A 21,651-nucleotide genomic window follows, 5' to 3' on the forward strand; every position below is an offset into this window, starting at 1 on the left:
CAGAACAACAGGCCTGGCTGGCGCGTGCGTGCTGCTGCTCGCGCTGGCAGGATGCAAGGACAAGGCAAAGCCAGAGGCCTCGGCGGCGCTGACGGATCCTAATGTCGTGAACGTCACACCGGCCCTGACGGGCAGCCTGCAGGTCGGCGCGGCGCAGATGGCGGACGTGACCGGGACCTTGCAGGTGGCCGCACACGTTGAGACCGATGCACGCCGCATCGCTCGCGTCGGCTCACCCGTCGGTGGCCGCATCCTGCGACTTGTCGTCTTTGAGGGTCAGAACGTGCGTACGGGAGCGGTGCTCGCCATGCTGCACAGCACCAGTCTTTCCGACACGCAGATGCAGTTGATCAAGGCGGAGTCGGAGCAGGGTCTTGCCTCCGCTGGCGTGCGCCGCGCCGAGCAGTTGGTGGAGGCCGACGTGATCGGCCGCGCCGAACTCGAGCGACGTCGAGCCGAGCAGTTACAAGCCGCGACCGAGGCCGCCTCGTACCGCACGCAACTGCGCGGCCTGGGCATGTCTGACAACCAGATTCATCAGCTCGAAACCAATCGCAGACTGAGCGCCGACTACCCTATCGTCGCCCCGCGCGGAGGCGTCGTGCTCAAGCGCGAAATCACCGTCGGCCAGGTCGTGCAACCTTCCGACCCGGCCTTCACCATCGCCGACCTCTCCAGTGTGTGGATCGTCGCCAACGTGCCGGAGGAAGAAGCAGGCACCCTGCAGCAAGGCATGCAGGTCACCGTCAGCGTTCCCGCTCTGCCGAAAGAACAGATCACCGGCCGACTCAGCTACGTTTCCCCCATCGTGGACCCGGCAACGCGCACCGTTGCCGTCCGCATGGACATGGCCAATGCCACCGGCCTGCTGAAACCCGACGAGCTTGCCAGCATGACCTTTGACGGGAAGACCGAGCGCAAGCTTACGGTGCCCAACACAGCGGTCGTGCGGGAAGACAACAAGGACCACGTGTTCGTGCAACTGCGGCCCAACCGCTTCGTGCTGCGTGAAGTCGTGCTGGGCGAAGAGGAGAACGATCGCCGCGTGGTGCAGAGCGGCGTCGCCGCAACCGACACCATCGTGCTCGATGGCGCCTTCCATCTCAACAATCAACGCAAGCAGTCGGCCATCAACGGAGGCGCATAGATGCTGCAACGCCTGATCGCCGGCGCTCTGCGGCAACGGCTCATCCTCGTCGTCGTCTCACTGGTTCTGGTCGGGTTCGGCATCAACGCGGCGCGGCATCTTTCGATCGACGCTTTCCCCGACGTCGCCAACGTGCAGGTGCAGATCGCCACAGAAGCCGCCGGCAAGAGCCCCGAAGAAGTGGAGCGATTCGTCACGATCCCGGTTGAAATCGCCATGACTGGCCTTCCGGGCATGACCGACATGCGCTCGCTGAACAAGCCCGGCCTCTCGCTCATCACCCTCGTGTTCACCGACGAGAGCGACCTGTACCGCGAACGCCAGATGATCTCCGAACGCCTCGCCGAGTTGCGCGACCGCATGCCGGAGGGTGTTACGCCTGTACTAGGTCCAATTACCAATGCGCTGGGCGAGGTGTATCAATACACGCTCGATCTGCCCGGCGAGGCCGAGAACAAGCACCAGCTCACGCGCGACGAACTTATCGAGCGCCGTACCCTTCAGGACTGGGTCGTGCGGCCGCTGCTGCGCTCCATCTCCGGCGTCGCAGAGATCAATTCGACCGGTGGCTTCGTCAAGCAGTATGAAACGCTGGTTGACCCGCAAAAGCTGCACTACTACAACCTGACCATCAACGACGTGCGCCAAGCTTTGGCGCGCAACAACGCCAATGAAGGCGGCGGTGTGCTGCCCCAGCACGCGGAGCAATACCTCATCCGTAGCGTCGGCCTGATTCGCGGTCTCGATGACATTCGCAATATCGTCCTGAAGCAATCCGGCGGCACACCCGTCTACATTCGCGACGTCGCAGACGTGCGCATCGGAACGGAAGTTCGCTACGGCGCCATGATCAAGAACGGCTACACCGAAGCCGTGGGCGGCGTGGTGTTGATGACCAGCGGCGGTAACGCCAAGGAGATCGTCAGCCGCGTGAAAGAGCGCGTTGCCGAGATCAATGCAAAGCACATGATCCCCGGCGGTCTGCAGATCGAGCCCTACTACGACCGCTCAGAACTTGTCGATGCCGCCATCCACACCGTTACCGAGGTTCTCGGCGAAGGCATCATCCTGGTCGTCATCATCCTCTTCCTCTTTCTTGGCGACCTGCGCTCCAGCCTGATCGTCAGCGCCAACCTGCTGCTCACACCACTTCTTACATTTCTGATGATGAACCACTACAACATCTCCGCAAACCTGATGTCGCTTGGCGGGCTTGCCATCGCCATCGGCTTGATGGTGGACGGTTCGGTGGTCGTGGTTGAAAACGTCTTCGCCACGCTCAGCCACGTGCGTCATCATCGTGGGCAGGAGCTGACCTCACGCGAGAAGATAGTGGCTGTGCAGCGCGCCGTGCTTGAGGTCGCAACACCCACGCTCTTTGGTGTAACGATCATCATCCTGGTCTTCCTTCCGCTCATGACGCTGGAAGGCATGGAAGGCAAGATGTTCGCGCCGCTTGCGTACACTATCGCGATCGCGCTTGCCATCTCGCTCATTCTTTCGCTCAGCCTGTCTCCCGTGCTGTGTACCTATCTGCTGAAAGGTGGCAAGGAGGAAGACACGTTCCTGGTGCGGTGGATACGCAAGCCCTACAACCGCATGCTGGGTTGGGCAATCGCTCATCGTAAGACCATGATCGGCGGCGTTATCGCGCTGTTCATCGGAGCACTCTGCCTCTTCCCTTTCCTCGGCACCTCCTTCATCCCGGAGATGCAGGAGGGCACGCTTTCGCCCAACGCCGATCGCGTGCCCAACATCTCGCTAGACGAATCGCTGCGCATGGAGCGGCAGATGCAGCAACTCATGCTGCGCGTGCCGGGCGTGGAAAGCGTCGTCAGCCGTGTGGGCCGTGGTGAATCGCCGGCCGACCCTGCCGGGCCCAATGAGGCCGACGTGCTCGCCTCGCTTACGCCCTTTGACGACCGCCCGCGCGGCATGACGCAGGAGAAGATCGCGGAACAGATCCGCGAAAAGCTGGCGGTGCTTCCTGGCATTAACCTTGTCATGTCGCAGCCCATCAGCGATCGCGTGGACGAAATGGTGTCCGGTGTGCGCGCCGACGTTGCCGTTATGCTCTACGGCGATGACCTGGATCTACTGGTCAGCAAGGCGAATGACATCGCGCGCGTGGCCAGCGGCATTCAGGGCACGCAGGACACGCGTGTGGACCGCGTCGGCGGCCAGCAGTACCTGACCATCGACATCAACCGCGGTGCGATTGCGCGTTACGGACTGAACGCGGCCGATGTGAACGACGTGATTGCCAACGCGATCGCCGGCCGGTCCGCAACGGAGATATATGAGGGCGAGCGCCGCTTCAGTGGCGTCGTCCGTCTGCCCGGCCAGCTGCGTGACAGCGTGGAAGACATCCGCGAACTGCAGGTCAGTTCACCGGAAGGCTTGCGCATTCCGCTCAAGGAGCTCGCCACGGTCAAGGTCGTCGAGGGCCCGGCGCTGATTAACCGAAGCATGGGTAAGCGACGCATTGTGGTCGGCGTGAACGTGCAGGACCGCGATCTGGGCGGCTATGTGAAAGAACTGCAGGAAAAGGTGGAGCGCCAGGTGCAGCTACCGCCGGGGTACTTCATTGAGTGGGGCGGTCAATTCCACAACATGGAGCGCGCACTGCATCACCTGATGATCATCGTGCCGATCACCGTTGCGGCGATCTTTTTCCTTCTGTTCGTCCTCTTCAAATCGCTGCGGTACGCGGCGCTCATCATCACGGTGCTGCCGCTCGCCTCCATCGGCGGGATCGTCGGCCTCTTCGTCACGGGCGAGTACCTTTCGGTTCCCGCCTCCGTCGGCTTCATTGCGCTCTGGGGAATCGCGGTGCTCAATGGCGTGGTCCTGGTCAGCTACATCAAAAAGCTGCGGCTGGAAGGCCGGTCGCAGCAGGAGGCAATCCAGGAGGGCACTGCCCTGCGGCTGCGCCCCGTCATGATGACCGCGACCGTGGCCGCGCTCGGCCTTGTTCCCTTCCTGTTCGCAACGGGCCCTGGCTCTGAGATTCAGCGTCCGCTCGCGATCGTCGTCATCGGCGGACTCGTCACCTCAACGGCACTCACTCTGCTGCTGATCCCCGTCGTCTACCCGATCTTTGAAGGAAAGGGAGAGCCCGAACCCGATGAGCTGTCGGCAGGTCCGGATGAAACATTCGCCGTCCCAGAAAAGACAGACAACTCCATGCACGTGCCGGCGGCGGTCGGGTAGCAGCAGCAAGTCCAGAGGCATCTCTGCCGATAGGAGGTGTGAGCAGCACCGACTGCTGCTCACCCAAAAGTCGTATCGGCTAACGCCTACCGAAGTTGCTAACGTCTGGCATGCCTCGCAGTTCAAGGCGCCACACATTGCACACGTCGGGGAGATTGCTTCTGTGATGTTTGTCTTTATTCCTATCGGCTTGTTCACCCTCGGGTGTGCGTGGAAGGCGGCGGACGCCCTCCACCATGCGCTGCAGCCACAAACATGCGTCTGGTGTGGTGATTCCATCGCCAACCATGACGGTCAACGCCCCTGCTGAGATCTCCGCAACCGCTCGCTCGCATGCGGGTGCCGCTGGCTCCAGCGCACGGAAGCCCGGCTATGGCAATTTCGCCGCTTCCGCCTCTGCGTCCCATTCACCGAAAAAAGACTCGCGGTTTAAAAGCCTTTGCATCGTGCAAACTAAGCTGCCTGTCAAACGGCGCTCGCGCATCCCGGACAGATCCGGGGCCGATCGATCCGTACTCCGCGTAGAACGTTCATAGCTCTCCGCCTGGCAACGCCGGACTTGCTCACCGCACCTTCGCCGCCGCCTGCAACAGGTGGGACACAGCGGCAGGGTTTTTCCAAACGTCATGCAGGACGGCCTGTTCCGTGGCCGCGTTTGCCTCATCGCCCGTGCTGCGGTAAGCCGCTGACAATAACGCAAGCGCGGCAGGGTAGACGATGCCGCTCGACAGGTAGGCCGCGCCGCGATGATCCACGATCGCTCTCGCGTCGGAAATGGCCGCGGCCGGCTGCCCCAGCAGCAGTTCCAGCCGCGCCCGCAGCAGCGCCGCGTCCGGCTCATGCGCGTTGTTCAGCACGTTCAGGGCGCCGGCCCGATCTTCTTCAATCCAATGCCTTGCCGCCTGGGCGCGCGGGTCTGCCGAGACCTGGGCTGCCGCTGGCGCCGGCAGGTGACACCAGGCTGACGTCATCCACGCCAGCACTGCCGTCTCACCCATGGACGGAGCGGTCGAAGCGGCCGCGGGGCATTCCCCTGCCAATGCCAAATTCCACTGCCTGAGCCCGGCCGCGTACTGGGCCGCGGAGCCCGCACCCGCCAAGCCGCCCGCAACGGCTGCAGCGCGGTCAAACGACGCCGATGCCCCGCTCAGGTCGCCCGTGTTGGCGCGGTACATCGCATCCTCCAGAAGCAGATCCGCGCTCGGCCTGGTATCGCGCACGTGCGCCAGCGCCGATGCGGTCTCCGCGGCATCGTTCTGCAGCACAGCCGCTGCCAGCGAAAGCCCGGGCGATCCCAGACCTGCCCGGAAGGCCCGGGTCTGCGAACTCCACGCCTGGCCGGGCTGGCCGCTTTCGATCTCCGCCCGTGTCTGCAACTGCTGACTGCGCAGGCGAAACGGCGATTGGCGAAGACCGGCGTCCGCCGCGGCAACGGCTTCGCTCGTCCGTCCGCTGCGCAGCAACTGCTCGGTCCAGGCCTCCTGGGCGTCCGGGTCCGCGGGCCGCGTTGTGTGCCAGCGCTCTGCCACGGCGAATGCTTCACCGCCGCCGCCGCGCCGCGCCAGCAGGTACTCCCGCTGGGCACGAAGGTGGGGACCGCCCGCAGCTGGCGTCGAAGCAATCGCATCCAACGCCCCTGACGCCTCCCTGTCCGCGTGCAGGCGCAACAGCACCGCGGCCAGCCGCAGGCGCGCCGCAAGGAAACCGGGCGCCTGCCGAACCGCGTCGCGATAGGTGGCAAGCGCGCCCGGGTCGTCGCCCGTCTCGGCCAGAGCATCACCCCGGGCCACCATGTTCAGGGCGGCAAGATTATCCGTAGTGCCCGGGAGGTCCGCGATGTTCTCGGTAATACTCGCCGAGCTCTCGCCCATCTGCGCGCGCAGGCGGTTCGCCAATTGTGCAAGCTGCGCCGGCAACTCGGGCATCGAAGCGGCTGTCGCTTCCAACGCCGCACCTTCGCTTCCGTCGCCGGCCTGCTTGAGGGAAAGGCGAAGCAAGTAGCCGTCCTCGTTCAGCGAAACCGATCCGCTCACGGAGTACAGCTCATCAGCGGAACCGGCCTCGCCTGCCGCTGCCGAGGGCGCGCGTTCCCGCAGACCAGTGCGCATTCTGGACAGGTCCGTGCCACCCTCCAAAATATCCGTTGAAGCGGGTTGCCGTACGGTAATCAGGGGCGATTCTGCCAGCAGCAACTGCAGCAGCTCCGTGGGCGCGTGGTCCAGGGCAGGATCCCCGGTCTGGTTCAGCAACGGCACGATCTGCACCGGGCCCCGAACGGTGCGGCCGCCAAAAGCTGCGTTGTGCGGTCGAAGCCCAAGCCAGGCCGCTGCCACCCCACCGACCACCAGCAGCAACGCCAACCCGGCCAAGGGAGCTTTGGAACGTCGTGGTGCGGTGCCGGTGCTCACAGCGTCACGCTGAACCGGCACACGCCCGCTTACCCCATGCGGACGGCTGCCCTGCCGAAACGCCTCCCCGGTGCGGCGTTTGTAGTTCGCCGGCACCGGATCCGCCGGTTCGACCGATACAGCATCCGGATTTCCGGACGGGGCCGCCCGATGTTCCCGAGTCGGCAAACGGACCTCAGCCGAAGTGGAAGACGCGTCTGCGCGAGATGTGCCCGACTGCGCTCGGGTTTCGGCACTGCCGCTGCCCGGCGCTGCCGGGGACAAAGGCTGCGGTGCGCCGAAAGAGGATGGCATGGGCCGCGGCGGACGGGGCGTCGGCGGGCTCGTGGAACTCTGCACGGGTGCCCCTGCGCGTCCAGGCTCTGCGGCCTCGCTTGCCGTGACCGTCTCTCCAGGAGACGCTTCCGCCGCCGCCTCAATGGAAAGCGCCTCCAGCAGCGCCGTCGCCGACGGCAGGCGCGCTGCCCGATCCTTCACCAGCAGGGCGCGTATGGTGCCGTCCAGCTCCGCCGACAGGTTCAGGTTGGCTTCACGCGGCGGCGCTGGGTTCTGATTCAGCAGCGCAGAAAACACGATGGCGCTGGTCGCACCTGGAAACGGCAGTTGGCCCGTGGCCATCTCGTACAGCACCGCGCCCAGTGAAAATAGATCCGTGCGCGTGTCCAGCTCTTCGCCGCACGCCTGCTCCGGTGACATGTACTCCACCGTGCCCACGGTCGAACCCGCCCGCGTCAGGCCGCGCGTACGGTCTCGCGCCGCGTTCGTATCCTGCTCGAGCTTCGCCAATCCGAAGTCGAGCACCTTCACATCGACCGTGCCCGATCCGTCGGAAACCAGGAAGATATTCGCCGGTTTGATGTCCCGGTGGACCACGCCCTTGGCATGCGCCGCCTGCAACGCCAGAGCGACGCGAAACGCAATTTCGCGCAGGTCGTCCTCTGGCACCGTCCCACGCGCGATACGCTCTTTCAGCGCCTCGCCCTGCAGCAGCTCCATGACCAGGTACGGATCGCCGTCCTGCTCACCGATGTCGAAGATGGTGCAGATATTCGGGTGGTTCAGCGACGAAACGGTGCGCGCCTCACGCAGGAATCGCTGCCGCGCACCCGAAACTTCCAGGTTGCGGTGCAACACCTTGATCGCGACCTCGCGTTGCAGCCGAGGATCCAGCGCCCGGTACACCGCACCCATGCCGCCGGAGCCGATCTGATCACGGACAAGGTAGGGTCCGAATTTTTCGGGCAGGGCGGAAGGCAAGCGATCCGGACCTCCTCGACCCGGAGCTGATGCAAGAAGCGGCCGCAGTCAGGTGCAGTCATCATAGACGACCGCCTACAGAAACGCATGTCATCACTGCATGAGCGTTGCGCCCGAACCACAACCGACACGTCAGAACAGAGGCTGAACCGCGTGCGCCAGCTTGCTACACTGACACCCATGCCTGGATCCACTCTGCTGCAGCCGCTGCACCGCTTGCGCGGCAGAACAGCCGCAGCACTTGACTCGGCAAGTGCCTGGCTGGACGAGAGGCCGGGTCTGCTGTACGCCGTGCTCTTCGTCATCTATATGCTGTTTGCGCTGCGCAGCATCGCAGGCCGGCCCATGTGGTTCGACGAACTCTTCACCTTCCACATTGCACAGGCGCCAACGCTCGGGCAGATGTTCGCGCAGCTTCGTGCCCTGGATCTGAACCCGCCGCTCACGTACCTGCTGACGCGTGCTTCCATGCACCTGCTTGGCGCGAATGCGCTGGGTGCGCGCACGCCGGAGACGCTCGCCTTCTTCGCGGCCATGGTGTTCCTGGGCCGGCTCGTCGCTCGCCGTTTCGGCAATCTGTACGGCTTTGCCGCGTCCACACTGCTGCTCGCCAGCCCCACGGGCGACCTGTTCACTGAGGCGCGTCCCTATGCGGTCATGGTTGCCGCGCTCGCCCTGGGCTGGTGGATGACTGAGGCCGCGGCGGAACAGCCCGCGCCCTGGCGGCTCGCTCTAGTCTTTCTTGCCGGCTGCGCTGCCCTGCTCTCCCAGGCGCTGGCCGTGCCCGCATGGCTGCTGCTGATCGCGGTGATCCTGTTGTTTCGTGAGTGGCGCAGGCCGGCCCTGGTGGCCGCCGCGGCGTTGCCCCTGCTGGTCACACCGCTGCTGCGCGGCTTTATCGCGGAGCACGGGCATACGATTTTCCCGCCGTCGTTCCTGCCCACACCGACGATGGTTTTCGCCTTCTACAACGCGCGCTTTGTCCGCGAGGAAATCCTGCTGGTCCTGACGGCCATTGTTCTGCTCTCGACAGCCGGTTTCGCCGCGCTGCGTGGGTCCAGCGGCTGGGGCCTGCGCCGCCCCGAGTGGGCCGTTGCCCTGCTGTGGACGGCGCTGCCCGGCATGCTGATGCTCTGGTTCATGGTGACGCGTGCGGCATTCTTTTACCGCTACGGCAGCGCGGCCAGCCTTGGCGTCGCCGTGATTGCGATCGCGCTGCTTGCCCGCTGGACCTCTGGCCGCCGCAGCGCCGCACTCATCGTTGCCGTGCTTGCCTTGCTGGAGAGTCATGCCCTGCCCGGCGCGCTGCTGCAGTTGCGCCACCTACGCCGTGTGCAGCCCGTTCCGCTGGCCTGTGTGCCCTGCCAGCTTGCCGCGCAGATGCACCTGCCGCTGGTCGATGCCAACGGCCTGACTTATGTCGAGATGGCGCAGCGCGAGAGCTCCGCGACGCTGGCCAATACCTTTTACCTGCAGGACCTGGACGCCGCCCATAGCCTGGCGCACGCCAGCATCTTCGACCACCTTGACCGCGTGCAGCAGACCTTTAATCTTGCCGACCGCGTGGTGGATGCCAATCAGTTCGTGCAGACGCACCGCCGCTTCCTTGTCTACGGCAGCTACAGCTACCCCGAGCAATGGCTTCTGCGCAAGCTGAAACAGGACGGCGCGCGGTTGCAGTTGGTCAATGAGTCGATAGGAAGCTATGCCGACCAGGACACCTGGCTGGTTGAACTGCCATGAACGCGACGCTTCCCGCAGCAAGCCTCAACCTGCGACAAACCCCGCAGACGCTGCTCTTCGACGCGGAGATACGCTGTGGGAGAACAACATTTATTTCGAGCGGGCCATCGCCGGCTTCGTCGACCTGCTTGCGCATCCCACCTGGTCGCCAGCGGAGGTTCGCAGCGCCTTCAACGATCTGGAGCACGAGCGCGTTGCGGTGCATGGCTACGGCGCACTCAGCTTTCGCGCGTCACTGCTGGCCGGGATCGAACGCTTCCACGGCCGGCATTGCACTGCCAACGAAACCGGACGCATTCACGAGCTTACTGCCGCCATCCTCGATGCACGCATGGAACTGCTGCCCGGCGTCGCGGAAACGCTCACGGAGCTTGCAAGCCGCCACACGCTCGTGCTGATGAGGAAAGGTGCTTTGGAGGAGCAGACCGGCAAGCTGCGCCGCTCCGGCCTGGAACCACTCTTTTCCCACGTGGAGGTCGTCCGCGAAAAGCACCGCGACGCGTACCTGGATCTCCGTTCGCGTCACCGGCACGACGCGGCGGTCACCTGGATGATCGGCAATAGCCCCAAAAGCGACATCAACCCGGCGCTGGCTGCCGGCCTGCACGCTGTCTTTGTGCCACATCCAAATACCTGGGTGCTGGAGCATGAGGCAGTCGCCACGGCTCCGGCCGGCCAGCACCTGCTGCAGCTTTCGAGCATCCGTAATCTGCTTCAAATCTTCTGATCTTGCGTCCGCCGGCGGTGGGAGTTGAACCACGCACGATGCTATACTCGCCGTTGGATGGCTGATCCGCTCGCGTGGCTAATGTGCGCCGCGAAGCTGCGGAGGTGGCGAAATTGGCAGACGCACTAGCTTGAGGTGCTAGCGCCGCAAGGCATAGGGGTTCAAGTCCCCTCCTCCGCACCATTCCACATTTTCTTTCGATGTGTTCGTGCCTGCTTTCCAGCCGCGAACGCGCGAAGCGCTTCAAGGATGTCATGACCTTTGTTCTGTACTTCACCGTCTTTTTCTTCGTTGTGGTGTGCCTGTTTCTGATCGGCGTCGTTCTGCTGCAGCAGGGCAAGAGCGCCGACCTGGCCAGCGCCTTTGGTGGTCAAGGCACGCAGACCGCCTTCGGTCCGCGCGGCACGGCGAACCTGTTTACGCGCCTGACCACATGGTCGGCGGTGCTGTTCATGGTGCTGGCAATCGTGCTCACGGTCATGTTCTCGCGAACGGGCAATCACTCCGTGCTCTCCGGAACCCACACCTCCACGTCGGTTCCCGCCAAGAAGTAGCTGCGATCTCCGACGGCTCTAGGCGCGTGGCAATCACCACGCGCCTTTCGCTTTTTGAATCGAGTGAGGACGTGTCATCACCATGCCTGAACCGGTCCGCAAGGCCGTACTGATCCGCGAAACATTTCCGGTCGGCCCGCTCCAGTGGAACTGCACCGTGCTTGGCGACCCGGCGACGCTGGAGGGCATGGTCGTCGATCCCGGCGGCGACCTGACTCGCATCGTGGCCGTCCTTGCCAGGCACGCGCTGCACTTGAAGACCATCGTGGTCACGCACGCGCACTTGGATCACATCGCAGGCGCGGCCGCGCTGCGCGCTCTCACGGGCGCACCTGTGCTGTACCACCAGGCGGATCTCGCCCTGGTCGGCGTCATGGACCAGCAGGCGGCATGGATGGGAGTCGCGACACCTGAGGTGCGTCCGCCCGACACGAGTGCCGAGGCCGGTTTAGTCCTGCGGCTCGGTCTTGAGGAACTGCACGTCCTTCACACTCCCGGACACACGCCCGGCAGCATCTGCCTGCACGCACCCCAAGCGGATCTGCTGCTGGCGGGCGACACCCTGTTCCGCGGTGGCATCGGCCGCACGGACCTGTGGGGAGGTGACGCCTCTCAAATTCTGCGCAGCATTCAAGGCGAGTTGTTGCACCTTCCAGAGGGCACTCTGGTGGTTCCTGGTCATGGTCTTTCGACCACAATCGCAGCGGAGCGCGACCACAATCCTTTCTTGCATAATCTGTGATTTGGCGAGCGGAACTGCAAGCATCACATCAGGTGCAACGCTCAACTGTTACTGGAAAGGTTCCTGTGCACCTGAGAGTGCACCTCCTCTGCAGTGTCCCGCACCCCCTTAAACAGCGCCTGTAAGCCGCGCTGGAGGTCTCCTTCCGGCAGTAAGAGGCTGACCACAACCCAACCGCGTCCGGGAAGGCCAAAGAACGACCCAGGATGTACAAGGACGCCTCGTTCCTGCAGAAGGCGGAGTGCGAACTCCCCGTCCGGCTCAAGCGCGGGAAGCCGAAGCAGCACCGACCAGCCACCCTCCACCGGCAGCCGCGAGGCGAGAGGCCATTGGGCAAGCTCCCGATCCAGCACCGCCAGATTCGTGCGGACACGGGCCAAAACCTGCGCGTGCAACTGCCCTGCGTGCCGGAGCCACGATGCCGCGGCGTTCGCCCCCGGCACCGCGACCGACAGATAGGTGTCCGCCACATACTCCAACCGGTGAAGGGCTTCCCGCTGCTGCGCCCCGAGCCCGAGCACCAGCGTCCAGGCCAGTTTCATCTGCGGCAGCGCCAGCACTTTGCTCAGCCCGCTCATCACAAAGGTCAACGCCTCGCGATGTGGCATCGCGGCGAAACTGCGTGCCGATGGAGCACCGGAACCGGTTTCCACCGGGTAATCCAGGAAGACCTCATCCACCAGCAGCGGCAGACCGTGGCGTGCAGCCAGCCGGTCCAATTCCTGGCGTTCCTCCGCGGCTGCAAAGTGCCCAGTCGGATTGTTCGGGTGTACCACGACGATGGCCCGCGTGCGTGGCGTGATCGCCGCCTCCAAGGCATGCAGGTCGGTTTGCCAACGGTGATGAAATCGCAGCGGGTACAGGCGCGTTTCCACATCACAGAACCGCGCCAGCAGGTCAAACAGCGGGTAGCTCGGCTGTGGCACCATCACGTGGTCGCCCGGTTCGCAAAAAAGCCGAAACAGAAAGCTGTACGCCTCGCTCGTGCTCGCGGTCAGCACCATCTGCTCCGGCGCGACCGTCACGCCGCGTTCGCCGTAGTACGCCGATACGATCGCCTCTCGCGCCGCGGATGGCCCAAACGGCTCGGCGCGATACGTGCAGTTCGCATCACCCGACAGCGGCGGCAGTAATAGTTCCCTGTCCAGCCCCAGACCGCAGCGCGTTGGATTGCTCTCCGTCAAATCCAGCACCGGCAGGCCGGCGCGCCGGCGCAGAGCAAGCGCCTCGGTCAGCGGGTCGGCTTCAGAGCCAAAGTTGGTGCGCGTTGAAAAATGCATCGGAGTATCAAAGCTGGCGACGGACGGCAGGTACAATCCTGCCTATGAAGCAAGTCCAGGCGGTCCTGTTCGATTTTGGCATGGTGTTGAGCCGCCCACCGGTGCCCGCCGTCTGGACGGAGATGCAGCGCGTCAGCGGCCTGGACGAGCGCACCTTGCAACGGCTCTACTGGGCGCACCGCGACGATTACGACCGCGGCACGCTGGACGGCACGCCGTATTGGAATCGCGTGGCCGCCGACGCGGATCGCGAGTTCACCCCCGAGCAGCGCGATCAACTGCTCGCGCTTGACGTAGAACTTTGGACCGACATGAACCTGCCCATGCTCGCCTGGGTCAAGCTGCTGCACCGGGCCGGCGTGCGTACCGGCATTCTGTCCAACATCGGCGACGCCATGGCCGAGGGCATCCGCCGCAAGTTCGATTGGATCGGCGATTTCCACCACGCAGTCTGGTCCCATGCTCTGCGCCTGCGCAAGCCGGAGCAGGCCATCTACGCCGCCGCGGCAGAGGGCCTCGGAGTCCCGCCCGGGCAAATCCTTTTTGTGGATGACAAGGAAGAAAACATCCGTGCCGCCGAACAGTTCGGCATGCAAGGCATCGTCTATAGTGACCACGTTACGTTTCAGGCCGAAATGGAGGCCCGAGGCTTCCACTATCTGCTGCAGCCTGAACCGGCAACTACAACGGTCTGAACGGACATCAATATCGTCCTGAACCGGAGCGAGACACTCCGGGCCAGAAACGGTACGATCGTCTGCAACTTCCGTGTACCCATCCCAGAATGGGACACCCGCACCGCTCTTCTTCATGGGTTACTGGTTACGACTGCGCGGCCGCTCCCGGTCCTCGCGCAGAGTGACTTGTGATGCTTTCGCTGCTGCCGCGCCCAACTCGCCTTCGCTCTTCGCTGCTGCTGACGCTGCTGTTGCTGGCGCTTCGCGTACCGGCGCAGTCGCTGACGCAGGCAGGCCTGCGCTCCATCAACGGCCAGGGCCGCTTTCGCGCGCTCAAGGCCGATACCGCCGGCAATCTGTACACCCTGCTCGACGCCGCGGACGGCGTACGCGTCGTCAAGATGGACGCCGACGCCACCACGGTGCTGGCCGAAGCGCATCTGGGCCAGGCAGGCGACCAGGGTGTCTCGCTCGCTCTTGATGCCACGGGGGCGGTTTACGTCGCGGGTACTTCCCTCTCCACCGGCTCCATCAGCGGCACCGCCGGCACCAGTTACCCCGCGCGTACCGACAGCACGACGAACTCGTTCGTCGCAAAGTTCACGCCGGCGCTCACGGAGCAGTGGCTCACATTTCTGGGCAGCGGCCGCATGGCGGTCACGGCTGTGGACGCCTCCGCGACGCAGGCCACGGTCACGGGCAGCATCTTTGCCGCTACGTTACCGGTAACGCCCAACGGCATCCAGCAACAGCCGCTGCCGGGCAGCAACGCCAACGGTTTCGTCGAGAGCTTCGACGCCGCGACCGGCACACTGCGCTACAGCACCTATCTGAGTGGCGCGAACGGCGACACCGCACCTGCCGGCATCGCCCTGGACGCGTCCGGCAACGCTTACGTCGTCGGCAACACCACGGCCAGCGGCTTTCCAACCATCAATGCGCTCGTCCCACGTCTGCTCAACGACCAAAGCTCGCCCGTTTCCGGCTTCCTGACCAAGTTGACTTCGGCGGGTGACGGATTTGTCTTCTCCACCTTTGTGCCCGGCAGCGGCCTGGATTCCGTTGCCGTGAACACGGCAACCAGCACCGTCCTGCTGAGTGGCAACATCGCGCCAGGCCTGTTCCCGCTTACGGAGGTGCGTGCACCGATTGCGGCCAACGTCACTTACCAGGCGGCCGTTCGCATCGCACAGGACGGCTCCGCGGTCCTGAGCACGACCCTGCTTGCTCCGGGTGACAGCTCCACCATCGCAGCGTCGGCTATAGGCTTTGTCGCGGGCGTGGGCGCGGGCACTGCTAACGTTTCGCCGCTGTTGCCACTTGGTTCCCTGCAACCGGAGGGCTCCGCGTTCCTGCTGGTCGGCGACGGCAACGGTGCGGTGCAACGGACAGCCCGCGTCGGCGGCATTCCCGTGAACCATGCCGGCTTCAGCAGCCTGCCCGCGTCTACGGGCGGCGTTCTTGTCGCGGCGGACGGCTCCGCGCTCTTCGCTGGCGGCATCGCACCCACGCTCAGCAGCGCCCTGCTTGGCACCCAACGCTTCGACGTGACGCTCGGACCTGCGGCTACGGCAGCCCTACCGTCGACGGTGCGTGACGCCCTGCCCTCCGCAAGCTGTAATGGCAGCGCCTGCGCAGGCAGCGCGGCAGTGTTGGCGCGGCTAGCTGCGACCGGCGGCGCGTCCCTTCTGCTTTCCGTGGATGACCTGCCGAACATCACGTTGCGCAATGCGGGTGCAACGCAGGCGAACGGAGTCCAGGTCAGCGCGAACGGTTACTCCGTCGTGGGCACCACGTGCAATGGCTCGCTTCCCGCCGGCTCTGAGTGCGACATCGCACTGGCCGGAAGCGGTCCCGGATCAATCACGGCCACTGCTGGGAACGCAGCCCCGGCAACTGCGTCGTTGCCCGCAACGAACCTGACCGCAGACTCCCTGAGCATCACGCCCAAGCAGCTCGATTTTGGTATCACCTCCGCCGCAACGACACGTGCCCGCACCCTGACGGTCGCGAACCTGGCAGCAACGCCGCAGACCTTCGCATCTCAGGCGGGGCTCACCAGCAGCCTGTTCACCGTCAGCCAAAGCGCGTCCACCTGCACAGCAGCCGGCGACGGTCTTAACTTCACGGTCGCGGTGGGAGCGTCCTGCACCATCACGCTGCAACTTGCTGCATCCGGCGATGCGACGAACGACGGCAACGTGCGCGCGACATGGATCGTCGGTCCAAGGGAGCTTACGCTGACCGGCTACACGCAGGCGGACGCGCTGACGCTGTCGGCGACGCACCTTGGCTTTGGCCGCGTGTTTGCGGGTGGACTTCGCTCGCCGCGGTATCTCTATCTTTCCAATGGCAGCGACGCCGCCCAATCGCACGCGGCGGTTGCGCTGTCGCCCGACCTCCCCTTTACGCTGACGGACGGCTGCCCATCTACCCTGGCGCCGCAGTCGGTCTGTCAGATTACGGTCAATTACGCATCATCTGTCGTGCCCTCGTCGGACGCAACCACCATCAGCGTCGACGGCATCGCGATGCTCATCGACGGCCAAACCGTGCCGCAGCCCAGCGTCAACGGTTCGTCCGTGAACCCGAACCTGGCGGTCAGTCCCGCGTCCGTCAGCTTTTCTCAGCCAGTTGTCGTCACCACGGTCTCGGGCGAGACCCAGTCGGTTCTGATCCGGAACACAGGGGCGAGCGCGTTCCCATTGGACGTTGCGGTCACCGGTGACTTCACCGCGAGCGACTGCCCGGCTTCGCTTGCTGGCGGCGAAAGCTGCACCGTAACCCTGCGCTTCACGCCTGCGGACGCGGGCACCCGGCAAGGCTTGTTGAGCGTGGCCGCTGGCAGCAGCAGCCCGGTCTATGTCACGCTGCAAGGTGCCGCTACGGCGTTCCTGCCGGTCAACGGCCTGGTCGAGTTCGGGCAGGTTCCGGTCCAGACGCCGTCCGTGCAATGGTTCCGGGTGTCACAGCCGTTCGCCAGCCTGACCGTCGCCTCAAGCACCGCCGACTACGGCGTGCTGTTGGTGGAGGACCAGGGGTATGGCTACGGATCGCCGGATCGCACCCGGTTCCAGCAAAGCGTTACCGGCAGCTGCCTCAGTTGCTACCTGGGCGTGCAGTTCCTGCCGTCGCAGGCGGGTGTGGAATCGGCAAACCTAAGCATTCACTCGACCAACGGCGGCGGATCCCAAACGGTCGCGCTTATGGGAACAGGCGTGCCGCCATCCGGGGTCCTGCTTTCGCCCGCGTCGCACGATTTCAGCTCCGTTCCGGTAGGCAGTTCCACCGGCGCGCAGGTGTTCACGCTGACCAATGCGACTGGTGCCGCGATCACAACCGCCGCACCAGGCGTCACCGGCGATTTCGCGATCAGTGCCGCGGCGACCGGCGGCACCGCCTGCGGAGGGGTGTTGCAGGCAGGCGAAAGCTGCACGGTTGCGGTGCAGTTCGGGCCATCGACCACGGGCCCGCGTTCTGGCACGTTTGGCGTCACGACGTCCGCTGGTCTCGCTACGGCGGCGCTCACCGGCTATGGCGACGCGGACCCGGGGCTGACCTTTCAACCGGCGTCTCTCTACTTCCGCAATGTTCCTGGCACACAGGGGACGCAACAGAGCGTCACGCTCACCAACACCGGCAACTTGACCGCGACTGTCGGCACGCCGAGCGTGAGCGACAGCCACTTCGCGGTCAACGGCACCTGCGGCTCACTCTCACCCGGCGCGCAGTGCACGCTCACGGTCACGTACGCGCCCGGCGACTCGCTCGCTGGAGGCCTGCTGACTGTCCCGGTCACCACAGCCCCGGGCGGCGCTGCCCAGACCACGCAGTACACGCTGGCGCTTTCAGCGCTCTACACCGCCGAAAGCGCCGGTCTGGAGATCGTTCCCGGCCAAGAAATCTCCGTGAACTATGGCGCACTCGCAACCGGTTCGGTCACCTCGGTGCGCATGTTCCGCGTCAACAACCTCTCTGGAAAGTCGCTCACGCTCAGCCTGGAGGCGCCGCGGCAGTTCCCGATGACCGCGACGAACTGCGCGGGCCTCGCTCCGGGTGGCAGCTGTACGGTATCGCTGGCGTATGCTCCGCTGCTGAACGCGGACGCCACCGGAACGCTCTTCATGCAGGGCCAGCCTACCGATGGCACCGCCACTGTGAACGGCCTGGCGTACCTGCAGGGTTACGGCAGCGGCACAGGCACGTTGGCGGTCGCGGGCGACTTCACCGCGGCGGGCGTGATCGATTTTGGCCAGGTAGCCTCTGGCCAGAGCGCGACCGAGACGCTGACGCTGGTCAACCAGAGCGCCACGGCCACGGTCACGGTGCGGCGAATCCGGGCCGAGTTCCCCTTCCAGGCAACCAGCGACTGCGGGACGTCGCTGGCACCGAACGCAAGCTGCACGGTCGTGCTGACCTACGCGCCGAACTCGCAGACCACCGTCGGCGGGAACGCCGGATCGCAGAGCCAAACGGGCGTGCTGACGCTCGAATCCGACGCGGAAAACAGCCCGCTGCTGGTCGATCTAGCCGGCCGCACCGTGCCCGTGCAGAGCAACGGTCCCGCGCCCGAGGCGCCCCTGGCCGTGCTGACCACCTCGCAAGGCGCGCTTACGTTCGCAAGCAGCACCGTCGGCAGCGGCTCCGTGCAGCAGACCGTGGTGGTCACCAACACGGGTACGGTCGCGCTCCGCATCTCGGGCGTAGTCACTTCGCCGGATTTTTCAGCGACGGGCAACTGCGGCGCCCTGGCCGTGGGAGCGTCGTGTCAGACAAGTGTTGCATTCACGCCGCAGACAGCCGGAACGCGATCGGGTGCATTGGAAATCCGTAGTAATGCCTCGAACGCGCTGGAGTACGTCAGCCTGCTCGGCATCGGAACGCCAGCGTCGGTGACTCTGGCACCGTCTTCACTTGCGTTCGGACGTGTGCTCGTCGGTAAACCCAGCGCCTCACAAGTGGCGACATTCACCAACACTGGCACGAGCTCCGTGACCTTGGGCGCGATCACCATCAGCGGCGATTTCGCTACTGCGGGTGCTGCTCCTTCCGGATCACCATGCATCACCGGAAGTGCCGTCGCACCGGGTGCGAGCTGCGCGGTCGCAATCCTCTTCACGCCTTCGCAAACGGGCACGCGCGCCGGTACGCTTTCCGTGGCGAGTTCCGCGACGCCGCTGCCGCTGAGTGTTGCGCTGAGCGGTATCGGCGTGCAGCCACAGCTCGCCGTCACGCCGTCCACGCTGAACTTCGGCGACGTCCTGCTCGGAAAAACCCAGACGTTAGCGCTTACACTCAGCAATGTAAGTGCAGCCGCCGTGGATGCGTTGCAGATCGGCATTTCCAGCGGAGACTTCAGCGCGACCGCCACCTGCGGTCCGGTCACGCTTTCGGCGGGCTCATCGTGCTCGCTGAATGTGCTCTTCGCGCCGACGGTGCCCGGTATCCGTAACGGCACATTGACCATTTCAAGCAGCGATCCTGCATCACCGCTCGTGGTGCCGCTGACCGGGAACGGGGTGCAGGCCGGCAGCTTTACGCTTACGGTGAACGGGGAAGCGAGCGGGTCGGCGACGGTGCCCTACGGCATTCCGGCAAGCTACGCGTTAGCGCTAACGCCCGTGAACGGGTTTACCGGAGCCGTGGCGCTTACCTGCACGCCGAAATCTGTGATCCAGTACACCGCCTGCTCGATCGCGCCGTCCACCGTCACGCTCGCCAATGGCTCGGTCAGTGCAACGGCGACCATCAGCACGGTGTCCGCGGTGAACAGCAGTGCACTCCGCCCCAACGGCGACTGGCGTGCGGCTGTCCTATGCGCGACGCCCATGCTGCTGCTGACCGGCATTCGCCGCCGACGCCTCCGCACCATGCTGCTGCTTGCAGCCGGTCTGTTTGCGGTGCTGCTGAGCGGCGGCTGTGGCAGCGGCGTCAAAGGTGACACGCGCATCCGGTACGCCGCGCCGGGAACGTACCAGTTCACCATCACCGCGGCAAGTACGACCGGCATCACGGCGCAGCAAACCGTGCCGGTCACCCTTACGATTACGAACTCACCAAAGTAGGCTTGCCGCTAAGCGCTGACGTCCGCGGAGCTGGGCCGCCGGGACGACACGAGCGGCACCTGCTCCACGATCTCCAACCCGAAGCCCTGCAGCGCCGGTACGTGCGTCGGCCGATTGACCAGCAAGCGGATGCGCCGCAGGCCCAGGTCGGCCAGGATTTGGCTGCCAACGCCCGTGTGGCGCAGCGTCTGCTGGCCATGCTCGCCGGTACGGCCGCGCGTGCTCTGCTCGCGGTTCAGCAAAATTCGTCCTGGCGCGTGCAGTGCGGTGTGGCCACGTTCCCTTTCGCGGTCGCCGGAGTAGTCGATTGCAAAGCCGGGTGTGGCGTTGTGCAGATAAATCAGTGCGCCCGTGCCCGCCTCCGCGATGCTCTGCATGGCAGATTCTAGGTTGCGGCGCGACTCGTCTCCGTCCAGCTGCAGCACGCCGCCTGCGACGCTGTGGGTGTGCACACGCACCAGCACTGGCTCACCGGCAGCAGCGGCCGCGCGCAAATCGCCACGGACCAGGGCAAAGTGGCTTGCGTGCTCTTCGACGTCACTCTCATAGGCGAGCATCTGAAACTCACCCCAAGGCGTTTGCACGGCCGACTCCGCGACACGATGCAGGTACTGCTCGGTCTGCAAACGGTGCCGGATCAACTCCGCAACCGTAAGCATCGCCAGATCATGCTCGCGGCAAAAGGTGACCAGGTCTGGCACGCGCGCCATGGTGCCGTCGTCGTTCATGATTTCGCAGATGATGCCGGCGGGGATCAGGCCTGCCATGCGGGCCAGGTCGACGGATGCCTCGGTCTGTCCCGCGCGGACGAGCACGCCGCCCTTCCGAGCTCGCAGCGGGAAGACGTGACCGGGCCGCGCCAGGTCGGCCGCTGTGGTGCCCGGGCGAACGGCGGTCAGGATCGTATGGGCGCGGTCCGCGGCGGAGATGCCGGTTGTCACGCCCTCGCGCGCCTCGATCGATTCGGTGAAAGCGGTGCCGAAACGCGAGGTGTTCTCCGTCGCCATAGGCGGCAGACGCAGGTAGTCGGCGCGTTCCTCCGTCAAGGTCAGGCAAATGAGACCGCGGCCATGCTTTGCCATAAAGTTGATGGCCTCGGGCGTGGCAAACTCGGCGGCCAGGGTCAGGTCGCCCTCGTTCTCGCGGTCTTCATCGTCCACGACCACGATGATCTTGCCCGCGGCGAACTGCCGCAGAGCCTCGGGAACGTCGACAAACGGTGGCTGTGCCATGCCTTGTGCTCCTGCGGAAACGCCGCTCCGGTATTGGAGCGGCGTCGATGCTATTACGATTCGAGATCCGTGCTGTGCATCGCGGCAACGCCCCGAAGATTTGGTCCGGCTATTCCGAGACGTACGGGGTCATAATTCGTGTGCTACAGCGAGGACTCGATTTCGAAGCCCCAGGCTTCGAGCAACGCTTCCGGAATGTACTTCGAATTTTTGTTCCGGCGCGCCCACTCGCGAAGGCGTGTGGAGCGAACGTATTGGTCAGGAGTCAGCTTGTACTCTTTGACGACCTGCTCAAACGATGTGATGGTCGGGACCACCGGGCCGATCGGCTCGGGCTTGCCCCAATTCGGATTACCGCGGCGCTTTGCCATGCTTGGTGTTTGCTCCTTCTGCTACGGTTGCGCTGCGGCCAGCACCGCAAGTGCAACGAAACGCTTTAGTTTAGCGCGTTTCGTTTAGATTGTCCATGTACTCGCCAGAACATTAGGATCAACCAGCGATTGCGTGCCGCATTTCATCGCTCTGATTGCACACAGGTTCTCTACTGCGCTCGGCGTGACATCAACGTAATAGGCGCAAGATTGCACGTGAAGGGTGCGGAGGGAT

General features: G+C 64.7%; 12 protein-coding genes and 1 tRNA gene. 9 read left to right on the forward strand and 4 right to left on the reverse strand.

Features of this window, described 5'->3' with window-relative positions:
* Positions 1 to 28: 28 nt before the first annotated feature.
* Complete coding sequence (locus tag ACOFKT_RS07605; RefSeq protein ID WP_419806800.1) at positions 29 to 1,147, forward strand: efflux RND transporter periplasmic adaptor subunit; 1,119 nt, start codon at positions 29 to 31, stop codon at positions 1,145 to 1,147.
* Positions 1,148 to 4,360, forward strand: a complete 3,213-nt coding sequence (locus ACOFKT_RS07610; protein ID WP_419806801.1) for an efflux RND transporter permease subunit — start codon at positions 1,148 to 1,150, stop codon at positions 4,358 to 4,360. It abuts the gene before it with no gap.
* 563 nt (positions 4,361 to 4,923) lie between these two features.
* Here the strand turns inward: ACOFKT_RS07610 and ACOFKT_RS07615 are convergent.
* Complete coding sequence (locus ACOFKT_RS07615; RefSeq protein ID WP_419806802.1) at positions 4,924 to 8,025, reverse strand: protein kinase domain-containing protein; 3,102 nt, start codon at positions 8,023 to 8,025, stop codon at positions 4,924 to 4,926.
* A gap of 180 nt (positions 8,026 to 8,205) precedes the next feature.
* Between ACOFKT_RS07615 and ACOFKT_RS07620 the strand changes: the two genes are divergently transcribed.
* The 5 genes from ACOFKT_RS07620 to ACOFKT_RS07640 all read left to right on the forward strand — a co-directional run bounded on the left by ACOFKT_RS07620 (position 8,206) and on the right by ACOFKT_RS07640 (position 11,791).
* Positions 8,206 to 9,768, forward strand: a complete 1,563-nt coding sequence (locus tag ACOFKT_RS07620; RefSeq protein WP_419806803.1) for a glycosyltransferase family 39 protein — start codon at positions 8,206 to 8,208, stop codon at positions 9,766 to 9,768.
* On the forward strand, positions 9,731 to 10,495 hold the full coding sequence (locus ACOFKT_RS07625; protein ID WP_419806804.1) for an HAD hydrolase-like protein: 765 nt from the start codon (positions 9,731 to 9,733) through the stop codon (positions 10,493 to 10,495). Before ACOFKT_RS07620 ends, ACOFKT_RS07625 begins: the two co-directional genes overlap by 38 nt.
* A 98-nt stretch (positions 10,496 to 10,593) precedes the next feature.
* Positions 10,594 to 10,678 (forward strand) — tRNA-Leu (locus tag ACOFKT_RS07630).
* 71 nt (positions 10,679 to 10,749) lie between these two features.
* A complete protein-coding gene (gene secG / locus ACOFKT_RS07635; protein ID WP_419806805.1) occupies positions 10,750 to 11,049 on the forward strand; it encodes a preprotein translocase subunit SecG in 300 nt (99 codons plus the stop codon).
* A gap of 82 nt (positions 11,050 to 11,131) precedes the next feature.
* Entirely contained in the window at positions 11,132 to 11,791 is a 660-nt protein-coding gene (locus ACOFKT_RS07640; RefSeq protein WP_419806806.1) for an MBL fold metallo-hydrolase, read from the forward strand.
* Positions 11,792 to 11,832: 41 nt separating this feature from the next.
* Here the strand turns inward: ACOFKT_RS07640 and ACOFKT_RS07645 are convergent, their stop codons facing one another.
* Positions 11,833 to 13,071 carry a pyridoxal phosphate-dependent aminotransferase gene (locus tag ACOFKT_RS07645; RefSeq protein ID WP_419806807.1) on the reverse strand — a complete coding sequence of 413 codons (1,239 nt, stop codon included), beginning with the start codon at positions 13,069 to 13,071 and terminating at the stop codon, positions 11,833 to 11,835.
* A gap of 44 nt (positions 13,072 to 13,115) precedes the next feature.
* On the opposite strand from ACOFKT_RS07645, the gene ACOFKT_RS07650 reads away from it, so the two are divergent.
* Positions 13,116 to 13,766, forward strand: a complete 651-nt coding sequence (locus tag ACOFKT_RS07650; RefSeq protein WP_419806808.1) for an HAD family hydrolase — start codon at positions 13,116 to 13,118, stop codon at positions 13,764 to 13,766.
* Positions 13,767 to 13,939: 173 nt separating this feature from the next.
* Positions 13,940 to 19,813, forward strand: coding sequence for a choice-of-anchor D domain-containing protein (locus ACOFKT_RS07655; RefSeq protein WP_419806809.1), 5,874 nt, complete (start codon positions 13,940 to 13,942; stop codon positions 19,811 to 19,813).
* A gap of 8 nt (positions 19,814 to 19,821) precedes the next feature.
* Here ACOFKT_RS07655 and ribB read toward each other — a convergent pair whose 3' ends face one another.
* A complete protein-coding gene (gene ribB / locus ACOFKT_RS07660; protein WP_419806810.1) occupies positions 19,822 to 21,045 on the reverse strand; it encodes a 3,4-dihydroxy-2-butanone-4-phosphate synthase in 1,224 nt (407 codons plus the stop codon).
* Positions 21,046 to 21,188: 143 nt separating this feature from the next.
* Positions 21,189 to 21,416 carry a hypothetical protein gene (locus tag ACOFKT_RS07665; RefSeq protein ID WP_419806811.1) on the reverse strand — a complete coding sequence of 76 codons (228 nt, stop codon included), beginning with the start codon at positions 21,414 to 21,416 and terminating at the stop codon, positions 21,189 to 21,191.
* Between the last annotated feature and the right edge of the window lie 235 nt (positions 21,417 to 21,651).

The sequence above is a fragment of the Terriglobus sp. genome, assembly GCF_965201105.1.
Taxonomy (GTDB): domain Bacteria; phylum Acidobacteriota; class Terriglobia; order Terriglobales; family Acidobacteriaceae; genus Terriglobus.